This window comes from Lelliottia sp. JS-SCA-14, assembly GCF_035593345.1.
Lineage (GTDB): Bacteria > Pseudomonadota > Gammaproteobacteria > Enterobacterales > Enterobacteriaceae > Enterobacter > Enterobacter wanjuensis.
This window is the reverse complement of sequence record NZ_CP141606.1, coordinates 2,237,297-2,255,967: the sequence shown is the minus strand read 5'-3', so window position 1 is coordinate 2,255,967 and position 18,671 is coordinate 2,237,297. Positions and strand designations below refer to the sequence as shown.

Sequence of the window (18,671 nt, the reverse complement as noted above, 5' to 3'; positions counted from 1 at the left end):
CCCTATATCAATACGACGACTCCTGCTGAGAAGATCGTTAATGATGCTTATAAGGCTTGTCAAAGTGTCGTTGATGAATGGAATAACGAGAGAGCATCCTTGCCCAAGGAAATGGTAATCAAGCAGAATAGGGAATTACGGGATATGTATATCAGGATGATCGAGATTCGCCGGAAAGGGAATGTACCAAAAAGTAACTAAGTACATCAGGAAACTCACCAAACCTAATGTCATTGTGGGGTTTACCAATTGTCTTACCCGATATGAGCGACCAATGAAAAGAAAACTTCGACAACGAAACCAATCCTGGATCTCCCGGCAATTGCGATGTGCACAAAAAGAAGGAATGCCGTTAAGCTTCTTTATTAACTTTCCTTCAATACGTGCAGTTTCATGTAATGGTGAGCGCCTTAAACGACGTGGTCGTCTCAATCCGGACTGGGATCGCGCATTATTTCATCCGGGTTGGGGAGAAGTGCCGATGGTTGGGCCAAAGGGAACAATTTACTGGTTTGTGGGATTTGATAAGGAGCAGCTTCCTGTTGAGCTGGAGCCGTTTTGGAAAGAGGCCTGAATGTATTGGCTATGATTTGACAGCTTTCAGTGAACACACAATCAACCCTTTTAGTCCGCTATGAGCGAGGAGAGGATATATCTTTCAAGTCTATAGATTTTGCAGTGTTACTCACCTCGTTTTTTAATAAACCACTATGCTAGTTTGTGAAGTCTGTTCCAGTGTTAAGGAGATGCTATGGGTGTTGAATTCCACATAACGAGAGCTGAATTTTGGGCGGATAATGAGGATGCGCAGATAACCGCTGACGAATGGCTGAACTACATTAATAACGATGATGAATTAAGCAGATACACAATTAACGGCGATTACCACGCTTTTTGGTCAGGTCACTCGTTGTACGAAGACCCATGGCTTGACTGGAACGAGGGTAATATTTATACCAAATGGCCTGATACATACCTGTATAGAAAGATGTTGGGGATTGCAAGACAGCTTAATGCCAAAGTAATGGATGATGATGGTACGATTTACAGCGACGAATCGCAGTGGGAGTACGATCCGTCAACTAATTCTTAACGTTTACTGTTGGCTCGCAGGAGAAAGGCTGGCTGGTCATCAGGTCTGCTATGAGCAAGGTGCGGACCTTAAATTTTACACCTGAACGCCCTGAGGTATTCGACAAACCAGGATCAATTCCAGTATTCGTATTTCGTCGTCATCACGGCTTTGTGCTTGTGCACATATTGTTTACCCGTCTGATCGGCTGGGGCGATTGTGATATCCATATTGGCGCGTACGCATTCTCCATGTGAGTTCCACTTCTCGCAGGTGGTAAGGGTCTTTTCGATGGTGAAATACTTCTGGGTCTTGCTGAGGGACAGCTCACGGCCCTCATTATCATAGGAATACTCTTCGATGGTTGAAGGGGATTGAGTTTTGATCAGGCGATGATTGCCGTCATAGTTGTATACGAGAGTATAATTGTCTATCGCCAAACTTCCTTTGTTTACCGTGCGTGCCAGCAACCCTGATGAATTGAAAACGTACTCTATTGTCCCTACAGTGGTTTTGTCTTTATCTTCTGGCTTATGGGCCGCGATAATTGAACGGTTAACCGCGTGGCTGATAATTCCTTTATCGTTAAGTTGGTACATTCCCTCCAGCGTTTGCCGATAGAGTTGCATGGTCTTTTGACTGTTGTTATCGGCTATGACTCCGTTTGTCTCCATCTGGATGCGCCAGCCAAATTCAGTCTTATTCAACTGAACATCACTGTTTGCCGTGAAAACTGTTTTCGGGCCTGTTGAAGTTTTAACTTCTTTTAGACTGCCACTAATTAGCTCACCGCATTGGCTAAAGTTGCTTCGGGCCGATACGCGAACATATCCATCAGGACTATCAATAGTGGCTTCAATAGATTTTGGGACTTCTGTTTTTATCTGCTGGTTGAGCAGGATAAAAGTGTTCAGTTTGTTTTTAGCGAAGCTTTCCGCTGTGCATTGTGCTGCATGAGTCTGGAATGCGCAGAAGGATAAAAAAGTAATGAACAGCGTTTTATAATTAAATGACATTATTGGTTGTCCTTATGAACGGAGTTTGAAGCCCAACCGTACGGAAATTTACGCTAAGTACGTTTTTTGAATGATGGTGACGGGTGCTTTTAAGACATGCTGCTGAATATGTCCTAAACATGCGAACGGTTATAATCTTCCTGGCAGATGATAGCGCACTCCCATCAGTGGGTATGAGGTGTTTCCATTCAACAAATTCATTACGATATAGTTTACGGGGTTTATTCAGTTGATAAGTACTCATACAACTACCAAAAAGTCCGCTTCTGGCACAAACCTGACCACCAGCTCATTTCTCACAAACCCACAAAAAGCCGGATGGCGCTGGCGCTTATCCGGCCTACGAGTTCTGTCCCCTACTTCTTCAACAGTCTCGGCAACTGGTTATCCAGCTCCAGCAGGCACGCATCCATCATCTTCTGCGTTTCCTGGGTGACTTTCGCGTAGTTGTTGGCTTTCCAGTCACTTAGCGGTGCGGTTACGCGAGTTGGGGTACATTCTGCCACCACAAAGGCGCTCAGCAGATTTCCGCCTTCCGGACGCTTATAGAATTGCACGCGGTAGGTTAAATCGTAATTGCTGTTGGTCGCCGACATATCGGTATAAACCAGTGACCATTGGGCAGCAGCGATTTTCAGCGGCTGCGTGTAGGCATACCCGCCACCATTTTTACCCAGCCATTCCTGGATTTTATGCTCTGCTTTGGGGCCGAAATAGAGGGCTGTGGGCTCCGGCATCGCATCAATGGATGAACCTTTGTAATTCTCCTTGTCAAAGTCTCCAGTTCTTATTCCTCCACCGAGGACTGCGGACACGATAGCCAACCCCATGCCGGTTCCAGAATGCACCGGTTCAACCACACGTAACTTCGTATCCGCATAGCGGTTGTTGTTCATGTCGGTTAATGCAAAGGTAGTTGCGACCTCCAGCGAACTGCCGTCAGCGGCCTGAACTTTGTGCGGTTTGACCTGGCCTGCACAGCCCGTCAGGAAGGTTAAGGACAGTGCACTGGTGATAAGTACTTTTTTCATGATGTGTTCGAACCCTTTTTAGAATGTCATTTTCCGTAGGGTTTATTTCGGACAAATCAGAAAAACCTTTAGTTTCGTACTGTCTTTATTCCTCCCCACTCCCCTCGTCTTTCCCCCCACCAAATGCTACTTTTGACCTCAGCCGTTCCAGACAAGAGGACCTCATGAAAAATAACAACTATCAACAACTCACTCGCACGTTCCTGCGCTTATCCCGTTTCTCCCATCTCTCATCCATCGCCAGCTGGGACATGTTCGCCATGATGCCGCCGGGCGGTAGCCTGGCGCGCGGTGAAGCGCTGGCGGAAATGAGCGTGTTGCAGCATCAAATCCTGACGGATAAAAAAGTCGGCGACTGGCTGGCCGCTGCTGAAAGCGAAGATCTGAACGACGTTGAACGCGCCAACCTGCGCGAGATGACGCGCCACTTCCAGCAGGCGTCGCTCCTGCCTGAGTCGCTGGTCGAAGCGAAATCCCTGGCGGGCAGTAAATGTGAACACGCCTGGCGCACCCAGCGTCCGGCCAACGACTGGCAGGGATTTTCCGCCAATCTGAAAGAGGTGGTGAAGTTCAGCCGTGAAGAGGCGCGTCTGCGCGCCGAAGCCAAAGGCTGCACGCCTTACGACGCCCTGCTCGATATCTTTGAACCGGACATGACCAGCGCTCGCCTCGACGTGCTGTTTGGCGACCTGAAATCCTGGCTGCCGGATCTGCTGGCGCAGGTTGTCGAAAAACAGTCGCAGAAATCCTTCGTTCCGCCGCAGGGTCCCTTCCCGACCGCCGTTCAGCGCGAGCTGGGGCTGGAAGCGATGAAAATGCTGGGCTTCGATTTTAACGCCGGTCGTCTCGACGTCAGCGCCCATCCATTCTGCGGCGGCGTGCCGGAAGATGTACGCATTACCACCCGTTACGATGAAGACGAGCTGCTGAGCGCCCTGTTTGGTGTGGTGCATGAAACCGGTCATGCGCGCTATGAGCAAAACCTGCCGCGCAACTGGCTCGGACAGCCCGTCGCGCTGGCGCGTTCTACCGCCATCCACGAATCACAAAGCCTGTTCTTTGAGATGCAACTGGGCCGCAGCAATGCGTTCCTGAAACATCTGCTCCCGGCGGTACATGCTCGATTTGGCAGCCAGGCGGCGTTTAGTGAAGAGAACTTCATCGCCTGGAACCAGCGCGTGAAACCGGGCTATATTCGCGTCGACGCGGACGAAGTGAGCTATCCAGCGCATGTGGTGCTGCGGTATGAAATCGAACGTGCGCTGATCAACGGTGAAATCGAAGTGGATGACATCCCGGCGCTGTGGGATGAGAAAATGCAGGCGTGGCTGGGATTGTCGACCAAAGATAACTTCCGCAACGGCTGTATGCAGGATATCCACTGGACCGACGGCGGTTTTGGCTACTTCCCGTCTTATACCCTGGGCGCGATGTATGCCGCACAGCTGTTCAGCGCGGCGAAAACGGCGCTACCGGGGCTGGAGTCATCTATTACTGAAGGCGATTTCTCGGCGCTGTTTGACTGGCTGAACCAGAACATCTGGCAGCACGGCAGCCGCTTCACCACTTCGCAGCTGATTACTCAGGCGACAGGCGAAGATCTGAATAGCCGCTACTTCCGCGAACACCTGACCTCCCGCTACCTTTAAACCGCTCCGCGATCTGCCCCTGAGTTCTCAGGGGCAGACTCATCTTATTGCTTAATGATGGTCATCGTACTGATGCTCAATCACCATCCCTTCCGCCACGCTGGCCACATGGCGTGCGCGAGGATGATAGACCGGAGCAGGAGCCGGTGCGGCGTACACCGTCTGAGGCGCTGGTGCGGTAACAACGACAGCCTGAGGAACGGTCACGGATGAAGGCACAATCACCACTTTATAGCCACTCGGTACATCCACGGTAACACTCTGTGCTAAGGCCGAACCGGCCATCCCTAACCCTGCAAGCGCAATAAGAAGAATCTTTCTCATATAACAATAACCCGCTAAATAATGTGAGAATCTACTATCTGAGAAAAAGATTAAGTGAAAATTAGGACGGCGCGGTTCGGTGGTGCAAGAAATGCCTTTCCTCCACCAGCCGTGTACATGCGCTTTGTACATTAGGTTACACGCCGATACCAATGACTCACGGAAGCCTCGAATCCATAAGGATATAGTTATTTCAACGGCCCCGCAGTGGGGTTAAATGAGAAACCAAATTCGAGGGTATGAGAATGAAAAAAGTATTAGCTCTGGTTGTTGCCGCTGCTATGGGTCTGTCTTCTGCTGCGTTTGCTGCTAATGCTGCAACGTCTGCTACCCCAGCTCCGGCTGCTGCTGCGACCACTAAAGCGGCGCCAGCAAAAACTGTGCACCACAAAAAACACAAGAAAGCCGCTGTAGAGCAGAAAGCTCAGGCCGCTAAAAAGCACCACAAAAAAGCAGCAACCAAACCAGCAGCAACCACCACCACTGCTGCGCCAACTGAGCAGAAAGCCCAGGCTGCGAAAAAACACCACAAGAAAGCGGCTGCTAAACCCGCTGTAGAGCAGAAAGCTCAGGCTGCTAAAAAGCACCACAAAAAAGCGACCAAACACGAAGCCGCTAAACCAGCTGCACAGCCAGCTGCATAAGCCAACTCGTTAAACCGTGCCCCTCGCGGGCACGTTGCTAAACCGGCGCTGAGTGGTTTTCCCCGGCGCCGTTTTTTTATCCGGAGGGCGTATGCTGCGGCGCTATCGGTTTGAGTTCATTCTTATCACGCTTATTTTATGCGCGATTATCGCCAGCATGTTTTACCTTTCCTGAATGTAGCACGCTGATTTTACTCCCACTTTAACGCCGTCCCGTCTATAGTATTTTCACAGGGTTCAACTTTTTATAATCATAATTACCCCACCAGAGTGTGATATGCGGAAAACTGTTGTGTTGTTACTGGGAACGTTCTGTCTCTTTTCTGGCCTGACACATGCGGACGATGGCGACGATAGCGCCATTGATGCGAAAGAGATCAAAACGCTGTTTTTTGGTCATGATGACCGCACGCGTGTCGCCGATCCGACCCAGGCTCCCTGGGATGCTATCGGGCAGCTGGAAACCGCCAGCGGCAATCTGTGCACTGCGACCCTGATTTCTCCTCACCTGGCGCTGACTGCCGGGCACTGTTTACTGATCCCACCGAAAGGCAAGCCTGACAAGGCCGTTGCCTTGCGCTTTATCTCCAAAAAAGGCGTCTGGCGCTATGAGATCCACGGCGTCGAAGGCCGCGTCGATCCCTCACTGGGGAAACGCTTAAAGCCGGACGGCGATGGCTGGATTGTGCCGCCTGCGGCAGCCGAGTGGGATTTTGGTCTGATTGTTCTGCGCTATCCGCCATCGGGGATCACCCCGCTGCCGCTGTTTGACGGCGACAAAGCGGCGCTGACGGCAGCCTTAAAAACGGCCGACCGTAAAGTGACACAATCGGGTTATCCGGTCGATCACCTGGATTCGCTTTACACGCACACGGACTGCATCGTCACCGGTTGGGCACAAAACAGCGTCTTGTCCCACCAGTGCGATACGTTGCCGGGCGATAGCGGCTCGCCATTGATGCTCAAAACCGACAACGGCTGGCAGCTGATTGGCGTACAAAGTTCGGCACCTGCGGCCAAAGACCGCTGGCGCGCCGATAACCGGGCGTTATCTGTGACCGGTTTTCGGGAAAAACTGGAAGCGCTGGCGCAGGAATAGCCTACACATACCTGACTTTGCGTAATTCAATAATCGCCTCGATGGGCATCGGCTGACTGAACCAGAATCCCTGTAACTGGTCGCAGCCCGCGAGGCGCAGCAGTTTCATCTGCTTTTCGTTTTCCACCCCTTCCGCCACCACCGCCATCCCCAGCGCACTGGCAATCCGCACGGTGCCGCTCACCAGCGCCGCGGCCTGTTCGTCGTTATCCACCAGCCCGGCGAGAGATTTGTCGATTTTGATGGTGTCGAAATTAAAGCGCCGCAAATAGCCAATGCTGGAGTAGCCGGTGCCGAAATCATCCAGCGCCACGGCGGTGCCCAGCGCTTTGAGATTGGAGATAGCCGCCCTGGCGCGTTCCGGATTTTCCAGCACGTAGGTTTCCGTCACCTCCAGCTGGAGGCGATTGGCCGGGAAACGGGTCATCTCAATGACGCGCGCGACTTTATCTTCAAATTCAGGATCGCGAAACTGCGCCGGAGAAATGTTCACCGACAGCTTCAGGTCGCCAAAAGGTTCCAGATCCTGACAGGCGCGGCGCAGAACAAACTGCCCCAGACCGTAAATCAGGCCGCTGGTTTCGGCGATGCTGATAAAGGCATCTGGCCCCAGCTCACCCGCCGGACGGCGCGGCCAGCGCAAGAGCGCCTCGACGCTGGTCATTTTCTGGCTGCGCGCGTCGATAATTGGCTGATACCAGACCTCGAACTCGTCCCGCTCCATTCCGCTGCGGATCTCATTTTCGATCGCCAGCTGCTGCTCGCGCACGCTGTTCAGCTCCGCATCGTACTGGGTGACGCGCCCTTTACCGGTAATTTTCGAGTGATACATGGCGATATCCGCCCGGCGGAACAGCTCCGAGCTGGTACATTCGATCAGCGTCCCGCTGGCGATCCCGATACTGGCGCTAATGTGGATCGTACGCTCGCCGAGGCGTAGCGGTGCGCCGAGGAAATCCAGCACCTTGCCCGCAAAGGCCGACGCCCGCGCCTGGGAGTGGTCGCCACCAATCATCATCGCAAACTCATCCCCGCCCATGCGGGCCAGCATGCCCCCTTCCGGCACCCGATCGCGCAGGGCGCGGGCCATCATGATGATCAGGTCGTCGCCCACGTCGTGGCCGTAAATATCATTCACATCCTTAAAGCCGTCGAGATCGATAAAGACCACGCTTTTAACATCGATATCCCCGCGCAAACTGACTCGCTCCAGCTCCTCAATCAGCGCCCGTCGGTTGGGCAGATGGCTGAGCCAGTCCGTGCGCGCCACCCGTCGGGCCTGGTTTTCGCCGCGCGCCAGTTTATACAGCCCGACGCTGCTCAGCAGAATAAACAGCAGGATCAGCCCCGCCGCCAGGAGCACGATTTGCGTGATTTCGTTCGACGCCGCGCTGGCCGCCTGCGCACCGGGCAGGCGCGGCTGCCAGTTAAGATAGCCCAGCAGTTCTCCGGCCGAACTTTTCAGCGGAACGCTGGCCTCGCTGGTGTGCTGTTCGGTGAAATTAAGGTCTTCAATCTGAAAGGTATTCCCGAGATCGCTCAGGATTTGCGGGTTGAGATGGCGGGTAATCACCAGATAGCGGCGCACGTCGTTGTGCACCTGCAGACGGCCAATCATCGGGCGAATCAGGCCAATGCCGACAAACGCCACCCCCTGGCGCGTGCGGGTGATCCCGGCGTAGATATTCTTCTCAGATTTCAGCGCATCGGCGTTATCACGGATCAGCGCTTTCAGACCATTGCCAAAAAAATCGAGATTTTGCTCGTGAAAGGCTTTGCTTTTAAACGAGCCCCACAGGACGTTGAAATGTTCGTCCAGCACGAAAGTGCCGTCATACAGGTTATTGATTTTAAAGCCCGCGCCCCAGGTGTTGTACAGCCATTCGGTGTTCAGGACCGGAGGATAAACTTCGCGGACAGCGTCATCCCAGACGGCGTTATCGATCACCAGCGACCAGACGCGATTGGCCGAGGTCTGGATCGCCCCCTGCACGGAGAGCGCCGAGCGGTGTTCATCTATTTCATTGGTTTTACTGCTAATCAGGTGCAGGGAGAGATAAAGCAGCGCGACGACGGAGACGATCAGGCCGATCCCGGCCATAAAGATCATGACGAAAAGGGTTTTCGCGGTGGGAATATTGCGCCAGCTTAATGGGTTATACATTCGCCGCCCTCTCAAAAGCACTTCTTTCTAAGAGTAATACAGGTAGCGAATTTCGCTGCCCGTAAAAACAGGCAGCGATCACATCAGGCCAGTTTTATCATGATCATGCCGGCGAGTAGCAGAACCAGGCCAATCCAGCCTTTACGGTTCAGACGTTGACCGAACAAAATCCAGCCCGCCGCCAGCGTCGCGGCGATACCGAAGCCGCCCCACAGGGCGTAGGCCACGGAGAGATCGATCCCTTTCACCGCCTGCGAAAGGGCGCTGAACGCGCCCAGCACGGCGGCGATGGACAGCAGGCCGTAGGCCTTGCGTCGGAAGCCGTCAGAAAATTTCAGGAACACGTTGGCAACGATTTCCAGCACGATCGCCAGACCCAACCAGGCCGCATGAATCCACTCAAACTGCTGCATGAGCTGGCTCCTGCGGCTGTTTCTTCGCTTTGCGGGTGCCCGATTTAATCAGCACAATACCCGCAACCAGCGTTGCCAGACCGGCAATTTTCATTGTTGACAGGGTTTCATCAAATAACATCACACTGAACAGCGTGATTAACAGAATACCGATCCCCTCCCATAGCGCATACGCCACGCCGAGCGCGATTTTTTTTACCGCGAACGACAGGAAAATATACGAAAGGGAAATCATCACCAGCATTAAAATAAATCCGGTGTTGCCGTCGCTAACACTTGCCCATTTCATCGACAAGGTTCCGGTAATTTCCGCGACAATGGCCAGGGCTAACAATATCCAGTAAAACATGGTGCATCTCCTGCAAGAGAATATAAATCACTGCAGCTTGTCGAAAACGACAAACCCAGAAAAAATGATATTAATCAGATAGCTGAACGCGTGGCGTTAGCTTAAGCAGAAGACGGGACTATAGCGCGTTGCGCCAGTGTTGCTCACCGGACAGCAGGCAGAGGGAGGTTGAAAAAACAGCGGTGCTATTTGAAAAGTACGTCCTGAACAGATTGTCCATAATATTACAATTATCCGCGGTATTGCTTCTCGTCATTGCGGATGAAAATTGTCCTCGGTAGTTAAACACGCCTGATTTGTACCATAAGCCAGGAATTAACTCAAAACCTTTTCACTTCTTTACCCTACCCGTTTGACCTGGGTTAGTAGAGTAAATGAATATTCCCGTTATGATATAGATATAAGAATTAACTCAGGAACACACATGGCAAAGCCCATCATTACCCTGAACGGATTAAAAATTGTCATCATGCTCGGAATGCTGGTGATCATTCTTGCGGGGATCCGTTTTGCTGCCGACATCATCGTACCTTTCATTCTGGCGCTGTTTATCGCGGTGATCCTTAATCCACTGGTGCAGCGGATGGTGCGCCTGCGCGTCCCGCGCGTGCTGGCGATTTCCTTGCTTATCACGGTGATCATTCTGGCGATGGTGCTGCTGGTGGCGTATCTGGGAACCTCCCTGAACGAGCTGGCGCGCACCCTGCCGCAATACCGCTCCTCACTGGTCGTGCCGCTCCAGCACCTCGAACCCTGGCTGCAGCGCGCCGGGATTGAAGTCTCCGTGGAGGAGTTGCTGAAGTATATCGACCCGAACGCCGCCATGACCCTGGTCACGGCTCTGCTGTCGCAGCTTTCGAGCGCCATGACCTCGATATTCCTGCTGCTGCTGACGGTGGTGTTTATGCTGATCGAAGTCCCGCAGCTGCCGATGAAACTGCAGCAGATCATGTCCCGCCCGGTGGAAGGGATGGAGGCGATTCAGCGGGCGCTGGACAGCGTGTCGCGCTATCTGGTGCTGAAAACGGCCATCAGTATTGTGACGGGTCTGGTCGCCTGGGCCATGCTCGCCGCGCTGGACGTGCGCTTCGCCTTTGTCTGGGGGCTGCTGGCCTTTGCGCTCAACTATATTCCCAACATCGGCTCGGTGCTGGCCGCCATTCCCCCTATCGCGCAGGTGCTGGTGTTTAGTGGATTGTACGACGCGCTGATTGTGCTGACGGGTTATCTGATCATTAACCTGGTGTTCGGGAACATTCTTGAACCGCGCATGATGGGCCGCGGGCTGGGGCTGTCGACGCTGGTGGTCTTTTTATCGTTGATCTTCTGGGGCTGGCTGCTCGGCCCGGTCGGGATGCTGCTCTCCGTGCCGCTGACCATTATTGTGAAGATTGCGCTGGAGCAGACGGCGGGCGGCCAGAGCATCGCCGTGCTGCTGAGCGACGTCAGTCATCGCTGAATCTAAACATCGGCTTTGCGATCCTGCCCGCCTCGCGGTAACAGGCCAGCGCCGAACGCCACGCGGTGAGGGAAAACAGCGTGGCATCCCCAACAGAACTGGCCTGTAGTTTCGGCCAGATTTCACGAAACTGCCCCTGCCACGCGTCTGCGCTCATTGCATCCAGATAATTGCGGATATGGAACCAGCGCACCTGCTTTTGCTGCCTGAACATCTGCCCGGACAACAGGCCGTAGCAGACAAAAACCCCCGTCTCGGGCAGCCTTTCCAGAATCAGTTCTGCTACTTCGCCCCCCGTGGCGTCGTAAATTATCTCCGCATCGTTGGCGATGGCGCGAATCGCTGCCGTGTCATGCTGTGAAATCGGCGTGATCCCCAGTGCCTTGAGCCGCCCGGCGTGGACGGCGGAACGGTGAATGCCATACACGGCTTCAGCCCCTGCGCTGAGCGCCCACTGTCCCAGCAGCACCGCGCAGTCCGACCCGGCCGCCGTCAGCAGCACGCGTTTCCCCTGCGGGGGATAGAGTTTGAGCATCAGCTGCGCGGCGAGCGGATTAATGTACGCGCGGGCAGCCAGCACAGAATCGATAAAATCGGGCACCACAATCGCCAAATCCACCGGGCAATCCACCACCTGCTGCCAGGTTCCTTGCCCGCGCAGCGGCAGTACGCGTTTTCCCATCAGTTCGGTTGGCCCGTCAATCACCACGCCGACACCCTCATAGCCCGCCACCGCAGGCAGCGGCGTGCGATGGCGATAAGCGCCGGTGATGGGGATCAGATCCGAGGCGTTGACCGGGGAGTAAAGCATCTTCACCCGTAGTTGACCGGGGTTCAGCCGATCGCAGCGGAAAGCTTCCGCTTGCAGCACCGACTCAGGCTCACCAAAACGGCGATAGATTAACGCGAGATTGTTCATAAACGGCCCAGAAAAAGTCACGGCAAGAGCTTACTGGCTCAGACGTTCAGGGAAAACGTTTATTTCGCCACAGGTAGATCCGCGTAGCGCGTCGTATATCCCGGCGAGAGCATTTCCCGCTTCATGGCCCAGTTTTTCTGACTTCCCTGACCGGCAAACCACACCGTGCCGCGCCCGGAGAGATTTAACCTGTCGATAGTCTGCATCAGCGCCTGACTGTTGTGTCGGGGCTGATAGTCATCAAACAGGTTCAACTGCGCGACGCCCTGGCTGAAAAAATCACTCAGCATCACGCCCGCTTTCATGTAGCGAAAACCATCCTGCCAGATCCGCTCCAGCGCCTGGCTGGCGACGCGGATAATGTCGCGCGTATCGTTCGACGGGATTGCCAGCCGACCGCTGGCCTGCGGGCCATAGAACACTTCGTTTTCAGCGTGCGGGCTGGTGCGCATAAAGACGCTGATCACGCAGCAATACTGCCTTTCCGCCCGCAGTTTCTCCGCCGCCCGCTCCGCGTAGGCGCACACCGCCTGCTGCATATCGCGGTACTCGGTGATCCGGTGCCCAAAGGAGCGGCTGCAAATAATCTGCTGTTTGGCGGGGGCAAACTCATCCATCTCCAGACAAGGCTCGCCGCGCAGCTCGCGTACCGTGCGCTCCAGCACCACGTTAAAGTGTTTGCGGATCACCCAGGTTGAGCACTCCGCCAGCTGCAGCGCGTTTTCAATCCCCATCTGATTGAGTTTCTTGCCGATTCGCCGCCCCACGCCCCACACCTCGTCCACCGGCACCAGCGCAAGCAATTTTCGCTGACGCTCAGGATCCGACAGATCCACCACGCCTTTGGTTTTACTCCACGTTTTCGCCGCAAAATTGGCCAGCTTGGCGAGGGTTTTGGTCGGCGCGATGCCGACGCCGACGGTCAGCCCGGTATTTTTCAGGATCTGCTCGCGGATCTGGCGGCCAAACGTCTCCAGCGCAATGCAGTTAGCCACGCCGGAGACATTAATAAACGCCTCATCGATGGAATAGACTTCCACCGCGGGTGCCATCTCCGTGAGAATCGACATCACGCGATGGCTCAGATCCGCGTACAGCGCATAGTTCGAGCTAAACACCGCCACGTTCTGCCGCCGCAGCTCGTCTTTGATCTTAAAATAGGGCGCGCCCATTTTGATGCCCAGCTTTTTGGCTTCTGCCGAGCGGGAGATAATGCACCCGTCATTATTCGACACCACCACCACCGGTTTACCCAGCAGATCGGGACGAAACACGGTCTCGCAGGAGGTGTAGAAACTGTTGACGTCAACGAGCGCGAACATGTCGGTGCGATTTCACGGTGTGCGTTACCACGCCAAAGAGTTGCAGTTCGTCCTCTGACTGGAAAACGATGGGAGAAAAGTTTTTGTTGTGCGGCAGCAGGTGGAGATACGGACGGGTTCGCAGCTCTTTCACCGTGAACTCCCCCGCAATCGCCGCCACCACAATATCGCCATGCTCAGCCGTTAACGAGCGGTCGATCACCAGCAGATCCCCGTCGCCAATCCCTGCGCCAATCATCGAATCGCCGCTCACCTTCACGAAATAGGTGGCGCTGGGGTGCTGGATGAGAAGCTTGTTGAGATCGAGACGATCCTCGACATAATCCTGCGCCGGGCTGGGAAAGCCGCACGGGACGCGCTCCAGAAAAAGGGGTAATTCGATGATTTCTTTCAATTCACATGAAAAAACGGGATTCATGATGGTCAACCTGATAATAACTGTATATAAATACAGTATTATGCATTAACCGGTCAGATCAAGTCGATTCTGGCTCGCGAAAATGAAGCCGTTGACGCCACAGGGAATTTAAAAGGAGAGATCATGCTGAAAGTTATCGCCGAAGATTTTATTAAACCGGAAGCCATAGAGACCGTCCTCCCGCTCTACCGCGCGCTGGTGGAAGCCACAAAGCGGGAGCCGCTGTGCATGGCTTACGATTTATACGTGGATGAGAAAGATGCAGGGCATTTTGTCTTTATCGAAGAGTGGCCGGATCGCGCGGCGCTGGATGTGCACTGTGCGAGCGAGCACTTCCGGCGTCTGGTGCCGCTGATCAATCAGCACCAGCGAAAAGAGCCGACGTTTATCCTGATGAACAGTTTCAGCCCTACAGTTTAAAGGTGAAATCGGCGATGTAGCGCTCCCCGCCGTCGGCAATCGCTTTCGACAGCTTCTTGTAATACCGCTCGACGCCGTAGGCTTCGATGTGCTGGATTTGCGCGCGAACCGGCGCGCAGAACAGCGCGGCGTTTCCGGCCCCTACCCGTTTGCTGTTGGGCGGCAGCTCGGACGAAATCGCTTTAAACCAGGTGCGCACGGCGCTTTTCAGGGGGGCGGGTACTTTGGCAACTTCGTCGATGTCCGTCAGCACTTGCACCGTCGGAAACTGGTTGGCCTCGACGGCTTTTTTCAGCCGGGTAAAGAACTGGCTGAATAATTCGAAAGATCCCAAATCAGAAATCTTCTGTTTCGTGGAGCCGCGGATTTGACGAGTCGCTTTCACGCCGGGTTTCCCGCGTTTCGGGCTCTCTTCGAGCTGCAGATCAAACAGCAGATTGCAGTGCTCGCGGCGTTTCTTCACATCAGAGAACATTTCGAGAAAGGTAGAGATAAACTGCGGGGTCATCAGATCGTGAAGTTCGTGGTTCACCAGCCACTGAGAGCGCGCAAACGAGCCTGGTGTGATGAACCAGTCCGGCGTATCGGTGAATCGCGTTGACTGACCTTTGCTGTCGAATTCGACGAACTCGGCCCCGTTCGCAAACGCGAAACGGCAGTTCTTCAGGCTGGTGATGGTCTGGTTCATGATCAGCGCATCTTTGATAAATCTCGCCACCACCGCACTCATCACAAAGGCGGTGTGTTTGTCATCGCGGATGACATACTTCAGATCTTCTACAGACTTCACGCCGGGTTCAAGATTATCGAATTCTAAGAAAAGGTGATACATACCCATGACTTCCTGATAGCGCCAATCCGCAAAGAATAACACAGATTACTATCAGGGATGTGAGTTGCCAGCCTGCCCTTATCGAAACGCCACACACTTCACATATACTACAATTAAAAACATATCACACTAACAAACATAAACGAGGTCACTTTATATAAAAACAGACACTACAAAATCACTAAAATAAAACTTTCTCAGAGTTTTATGCTGTTTTTTTACCTGCCATTTCGCCCGTTCTTTGCGGAAATGTTACATCCTTCGCCCCCGTCTTTCAGCGCACTGTCGGCGGAAAAAACGACGCTGTAATTTTGTCATGCATAAAAAAGCAGTGAATTGCATATGTAAACATTTAGCGCTTCCAGTGTGTTTAATGGCTCACACTCTTGTAATTCATTGAGCAGATTTATGATTACTTCGGAACACATCCATAAATGTGATATTCCGAAAATGGAAGCGTTTACACAGTATGCAAAAGCGGATGCGTAGTTTCCGCTATTTTGCCCACTTTCCATACTCAAGCCTTTCCCCTTTCAAATGAAAAGCAGCGCAAAAAGCGGGCAGATTTTTAACGGATTTAATACAAATTAAACCGCAGTTTTAGAAAGTTGACTTGTTTTCACTCTCCACGCATATTTCACAGCACGAATTAACAAGACAACGTTTGGAGGACTTGAGCAATGCCAAGCCGAGATTACCCGGACAAGCGTGTAGCACGCGGCACCGCAAAGGATGCGGACTTAAAAATGTTAAGCGCCAGAATTCAGTCTGCGCTGGTCGAATATGTCCGGGCCACGGCGTATGAGACGCGCCTCAGCAAGCAGGAGATTGTCGCCGAAGCGCTGGAACTGCACAGAAGAAGTCGAATGACGCAAGCGGCCACCGAGTAAACGCGTGGCCGTAAGACGAGCGCGTTATTCCGCCAGCGCGTTCAGCGAGGCGAGAGCCTCATCCGGCAACACCAGGTCGCCAGCCGCCAGGTTTTCATGCAGATGCGCCACCGACGAGGTGCCCGGGATCAGCAGAATATTCGGCGAGCGTTTCAGCAGCCACGCCAGCGCAACCTGCATCGGCGTGGCGCCCAGTGAATCGGCAACTGCCTGCAGACCGGATGATTGCAGCGGCGTAAATCCCCCCAACGGGAAGAACGGCACATAGGCAATCCCCTGCTCCGCCAGGCCGTCAATCAGCGCATCGTCGCTACGATTAACAATGTTATAGAGGTTTTGCACACAGACGATCGGTGTAATGCTCTGCGCCTGCGCAATTTGCGCGGCGGTCACATTGCTCAGACCAATATGTCGCACCAGCCCCTGACGCTGCAGTTCCACCAGCGTGGCTAATGGTTCTTCGATCGATCCCTCGGCAGGCCCGTGCGCGCTGAACATAATGCGCAGGTTCACCACATCCAGCACGTCCAGCTGTAAATTTCGCAGGTTATCGTGCACCGCCTGGGTGAGCTCCTGAGCCGAAAACGCCGGCAGCCAGGAGGCATCTTCCCCACGACGGGCGCCGATTTTGGTGACGATCGTCAGATCGTCCCGGTAGGGATGGAGCGCATCCCGAATCAACTGGTTAGTCACATGCGGGCCGTAAAAATCACTGGTATCGATGTGATTTACCCCAGCGGCCACCGCTTCGCGCAGCACCGCCAGCGCCGCCTCTTTATCCTTCGGCGGACCAAACACGCCTGGCCCCGCCAGCTGCATCGCCCCATAGCCGAGTCGGTTAACGGAATGCGTACCTAACATATAACTGCCACTTTTATCAATTCGGGTCATATTCATCAGCCTGTTGATTAAGCATTAGTAAAATTAAAGTTTAGCCCCACTACGTCGATAACAATGATGCAACTTCTGCACATCAAATGGGCTTCCGTCATGCTGAAAAATCTGCACGTCATTACCGGGATTGTCTTTGCTCTCACTATATTCTGCCTGTTGCAAGTCGTCACGGGGGGATTGTTCTATTCCGCCGTCAGCAACGACCGTCATAATTTCCAGAACTCAGGCAGCCTCAATGCGCAGCAGGAGAGCCTGAGCGACAGCGTCAATACGCTGGTCAAAACCCGTGTCACGGTCACACGCGTCGCCATTCGTTACCTTAAAAATCAGCGCGATCCGGCCTCTCTGGCGGCAATCAACAAGCTGCTCGGTAACGCGGGTGACTCTCTGACCAAAGCTGAAAACTACTATAGTGCCTGGCAGGCGATGCCGCCCGTGCAGGGCCAGAGTCAGGCACTGACCACCGAAATGCAGAAAGCGTACAGCCAGATGCACGAGGTGATGCGCCTGTCGATTGAGTATCTGCGTGCCGATAACTATCAGGCGTATGGCGATCTCGACGCCCAGCAGGCTCAGGATGATATGGAGGCCGTCTACACCCGCTGGCGCGCGGAAAACAACACTCTGCTGAAAGCCGCCGCCAAAGAGAACCAGAGCAGCTTTACCCATATGCAGTGGACGCTCGGCACCATTTTCCTGGTGGTGATTGCCGTGCTGATCGTGTTCTGGCAAGGGTTGCAGCACCTGCTGCTGAAGCCGCTGCGCAGCGTGATGAACCATATCCGCACCATCGCCAGTGGCGATCTGACGCAGACGATTTCCATCGACAGCCGCAATGAGATGGGTCAGCTGGCGGCGGGTCTGCATGAGATGCAAACCTCGCTGGTGACCACCGTCAGCGCGGTGCGCGGCAGTACCGATTCGATCTACACCGGCGCGGGCGAAATCGCGGCGGGCAGCAACGATCTCTCCGCCCGTACCGAGCAGCAGGCCTCTTCCCTGGAAGAGACGGCGGCCAGCATGGAAGAGCTGACCGCGACGGTGAAACAGAACTCGGACAACGCCCGTCAGGCGACGCTGCTGGCGAAAAATGCCTCGGAAACCGCCGATCGCGGCGGACGCGTGGTGAATAACGTCATCCGCACCATGACCGAAATTGCCGACAGCTCTCAGCAAATTGCCCACATCACCAGCGTGATCGACAGCATCGCCTTCCAGACCAACATTCTGGCGCTGAACGCCGCCGTCGAAGCCGCGCGAGCGGGTGAACAAGGCCGCGGATTTGCCGTGGTCGCCGGGGAAGTGCGTACCCTGGCCAGCCGCAGTGCGCAGGCGGCAAAAGAGATCAAAGCGCTGATCGAAAACTCCGTCAGCCGGGTCAATACCGGCTCCGGACAGGTCAGCGAAGCCGGGGAAACCATGAAAGAGATCGTCGCGGCCGTCACCCGCGTGACCGATATTATGGGGGAGATCGCCTCGGCGTCGGATGAGCAGAGCCGCGGTATTGAGCAGGTGAGCCTGGCGGTTTCGCAGATGGATAGCGTAACGCAGCAGAACGCCGCGCTGGTGCAGGAATCCGCCACGGCGGCCGCTGCGCTGGAGGATCAGGCGGAACAGCTGCGCCAGGCCGTCGCCGCCTTCCGTCTGAACGTACAGACGCAAACCGCCGCACCGCGCGCGACAAACCTGAAAACACCGCAGGTGTTACGCCCGGCCACAGCGTCCGCCGGAGACGGAAACTGGGAAACGTTCTGAC

20 protein-coding genes are annotated in these 18,671 nt (G+C 54.2%); 9 read left to right on the top strand and 11 right to left on the bottom strand.

Going from position 1 to position 18,671, the window contains the following annotated elements; genetic code table 11:
* Nucleotides 1-181 precede the first annotated feature (181 nt).
* Together U9O48_RS10600 and U9O48_RS10595 are read left to right on the top strand one after the other, a co-directional pair.
* On the top strand, nt 182-574 hold the full coding sequence (locus U9O48_RS10600) for a hypothetical protein (protein ID WP_285144604.1): 393 nt from the start codon (nt 182-184) through the stop codon (nt 572-574).
* Nucleotides 575-751: 177 nt separating this feature from the next.
* Nucleotides 752-1,093 carry a hypothetical protein gene (locus U9O48_RS10595; RefSeq protein ID WP_285144605.1) on the top strand — a complete coding sequence of 114 codons (342 nt, stop codon included), beginning with the start codon at nt 752-754 and terminating at the stop codon, nt 1,091-1,093.
* Nucleotides 1,094-1,206: 113 nt separating this feature from the next.
* Here U9O48_RS10595 and U9O48_RS10590 read toward each other — a convergent pair whose 3' ends face one another.
* Nucleotides 1,207-2,088, bottom strand: a complete 882-nt coding sequence (locus U9O48_RS10590) for a hypothetical protein (RefSeq protein WP_285144606.1) — start codon at nt 2,086-2,088, stop codon at nt 1,207-1,209.
* 356 nt (nt 2,089-2,444) lie between these two features.
* Nucleotides 2,445-3,119, bottom strand: coding sequence for a hypothetical protein (locus tag U9O48_RS10585; protein WP_285144607.1), 675 nt, complete (start codon nt 3,117-3,119; stop codon nt 2,445-2,447).
* A 164-nt stretch (nt 3,120-3,283) separates the two neighbouring features.
* On the opposite strand from U9O48_RS10585, the gene U9O48_RS10580 reads away from it, so the two are divergent.
* On the top strand, nt 3,284-4,768 hold the full coding sequence (locus tag U9O48_RS10580) for a carboxypeptidase M32 (protein WP_285144608.1): 1,485 nt from the start codon (nt 3,284-3,286) through the stop codon (nt 4,766-4,768).
* Nucleotides 4,769-4,819: 51 nt separating this feature from the next.
* Here U9O48_RS10580 and U9O48_RS10575 read toward each other — a convergent pair whose 3' ends face one another.
* Complete coding sequence (locus U9O48_RS10575; RefSeq protein ID WP_282493217.1) at nt 4,820-5,092, bottom strand: hypothetical protein; 273 nt, start codon at nt 5,090-5,092, stop codon at nt 4,820-4,822.
* Between the two features lie 245 nt (nt 5,093-5,337).
* Between U9O48_RS10575 and asr the strand changes: the two genes are divergently transcribed.
* Both asr and U9O48_RS10565 read left to right on the top strand, forming a co-directional pair.
* Nucleotides 5,338-5,736: an acid resistance repetitive basic protein Asr gene (asr, locus tag U9O48_RS10570; RefSeq protein WP_285144609.1), complete on the top strand. Its 399-nt coding sequence runs from the start codon at nt 5,338-5,340 to the stop codon at nt 5,734-5,736.
* Between the two features lie 277 nt (nt 5,737-6,013).
* A complete protein-coding gene (locus tag U9O48_RS10565; protein WP_285150265.1) occupies nt 6,014-6,835 on the top strand; it encodes a trypsin-like serine peptidase in 822 nt (273 codons plus the stop codon).
* Between the two features lies 1 nt (nt 6,836).
* On the opposite strand, the gene U9O48_RS10560 is transcribed toward U9O48_RS10565, so the two are convergent.
* From U9O48_RS10560 to mdtJ, 3 genes are all read right to left on the bottom strand, one after another.
* A complete protein-coding gene (locus U9O48_RS10560; protein WP_285155334.1) occupies nt 6,837-8,999 on the bottom strand; it encodes an EAL domain-containing protein in 2,163 nt (720 codons plus the stop codon).
* Nucleotides 9,000-9,082: 83 nt separating this feature from the next.
* Nucleotides 9,083-9,412, bottom strand: a complete 330-nt coding sequence (mdtI, locus tag U9O48_RS10555; RefSeq protein WP_282493221.1) for a multidrug/spermidine efflux SMR transporter subunit MdtI — start codon at nt 9,410-9,412, stop codon at nt 9,083-9,085.
* A complete protein-coding gene (gene mdtJ / locus U9O48_RS10550) occupies nt 9,399-9,761 on the bottom strand; it encodes a multidrug/spermidine efflux SMR transporter subunit MdtJ (protein WP_285144613.1) in 363 nt (120 codons plus the stop codon). The genes mdtI and mdtJ overlap by 14 nt, the downstream gene beginning before the upstream one ends.
* A 424-nt stretch (nt 9,762-10,185) precedes the next feature.
* Between mdtJ and U9O48_RS10545 the strand changes: the two genes are divergently transcribed.
* Nucleotides 10,186-11,220, top strand: coding sequence for an AI-2E family transporter (locus U9O48_RS10545; RefSeq protein ID WP_282493223.1), 1,035 nt, complete (start codon nt 10,186-10,188; stop codon nt 11,218-11,220).
* Here U9O48_RS10545 and U9O48_RS10540 read toward each other — a convergent pair.
* The 3 genes from U9O48_RS10540 to umuD are packed head-to-tail and all read right to left on the bottom strand — an operon-like array spanning nt 11,207 to nt 13,879.
* Nucleotides 11,207-12,139: a zinc-dependent alcohol dehydrogenase family protein gene (locus tag U9O48_RS10540; protein ID WP_324724275.1), complete on the bottom strand. Its 933-nt coding sequence runs from the start codon at nt 12,137-12,139 to the stop codon at nt 11,207-11,209. The genes U9O48_RS10545 and U9O48_RS10540 overlap by 14 nt on opposite strands.
* 59 nt (nt 12,140-12,198) lie before the next feature.
* Nucleotides 12,199-13,461 carry a translesion error-prone DNA polymerase V subunit UmuC gene (gene umuC, locus U9O48_RS10535; protein ID WP_285158568.1) on the bottom strand — a complete coding sequence of 421 codons (1,263 nt, stop codon included), beginning with the start codon at nt 13,459-13,461 and terminating at the stop codon, nt 12,199-12,201.
* Nucleotides 13,445-13,879 carry a translesion error-prone DNA polymerase V autoproteolytic subunit gene (umuD, locus tag U9O48_RS10530; RefSeq protein WP_285144616.1) on the bottom strand — a complete coding sequence of 145 codons (435 nt, stop codon included), beginning with the start codon at nt 13,877-13,879 and terminating at the stop codon, nt 13,445-13,447. The genes umuC and umuD overlap by 17 nt, the downstream gene beginning before the upstream one ends.
* 123 nt (nt 13,880-14,002) lie before the next feature.
* On the opposite strand from umuD, the gene U9O48_RS10525 reads away from it, so the two are divergent.
* Nucleotides 14,003-14,299, top strand: a complete 297-nt coding sequence (locus tag U9O48_RS10525; RefSeq protein WP_285155331.1) for a putative quinol monooxygenase — start codon at nt 14,003-14,005, stop codon at nt 14,297-14,299.
* Here U9O48_RS10525 and U9O48_RS10520 read toward each other — a convergent pair.
* Nucleotides 14,289-15,131, bottom strand: a complete 843-nt coding sequence (locus U9O48_RS10520) for a hypothetical protein (protein WP_324724273.1) — start codon at nt 15,129-15,131, stop codon at nt 14,289-14,291. The two genes, U9O48_RS10525 and U9O48_RS10520, sit on opposite strands and share 11 nt — an antisense overlap.
* Before the next feature lie 746 nt (nt 15,132-15,877).
* Here U9O48_RS10520 and U9O48_RS10515 point away from each other — a divergent pair.
* Entirely contained in the window at nt 15,878-16,021 is a 144-nt protein-coding gene (locus U9O48_RS10515) for a hypothetical protein (protein WP_285144620.1), read from the top strand.
* A gap of 24 nt (nt 16,022-16,045) precedes the next feature.
* On the opposite strand, the gene U9O48_RS10510 is transcribed toward U9O48_RS10515, so the two are convergent.
* Complete coding sequence (locus tag U9O48_RS10510) at nt 16,046-16,912, bottom strand: aldo/keto reductase family oxidoreductase (RefSeq protein WP_324724272.1); 867 nt, start codon at nt 16,910-16,912, stop codon at nt 16,046-16,048.
* A gap of 99 nt (nt 16,913-17,011) precedes the next feature.
* On the opposite strand from U9O48_RS10510, the gene tcp reads away from it, so the two are divergent.
* A complete protein-coding gene (gene tcp, locus U9O48_RS10505) occupies nt 17,012-18,670 on the top strand; it encodes a methyl-accepting chemotaxis citrate transducer (RefSeq protein ID WP_285150255.1) in 1,659 nt (552 codons plus the stop codon).
* The last annotated feature ends 1 nt before the right edge of the window (nt 18,671 follow it).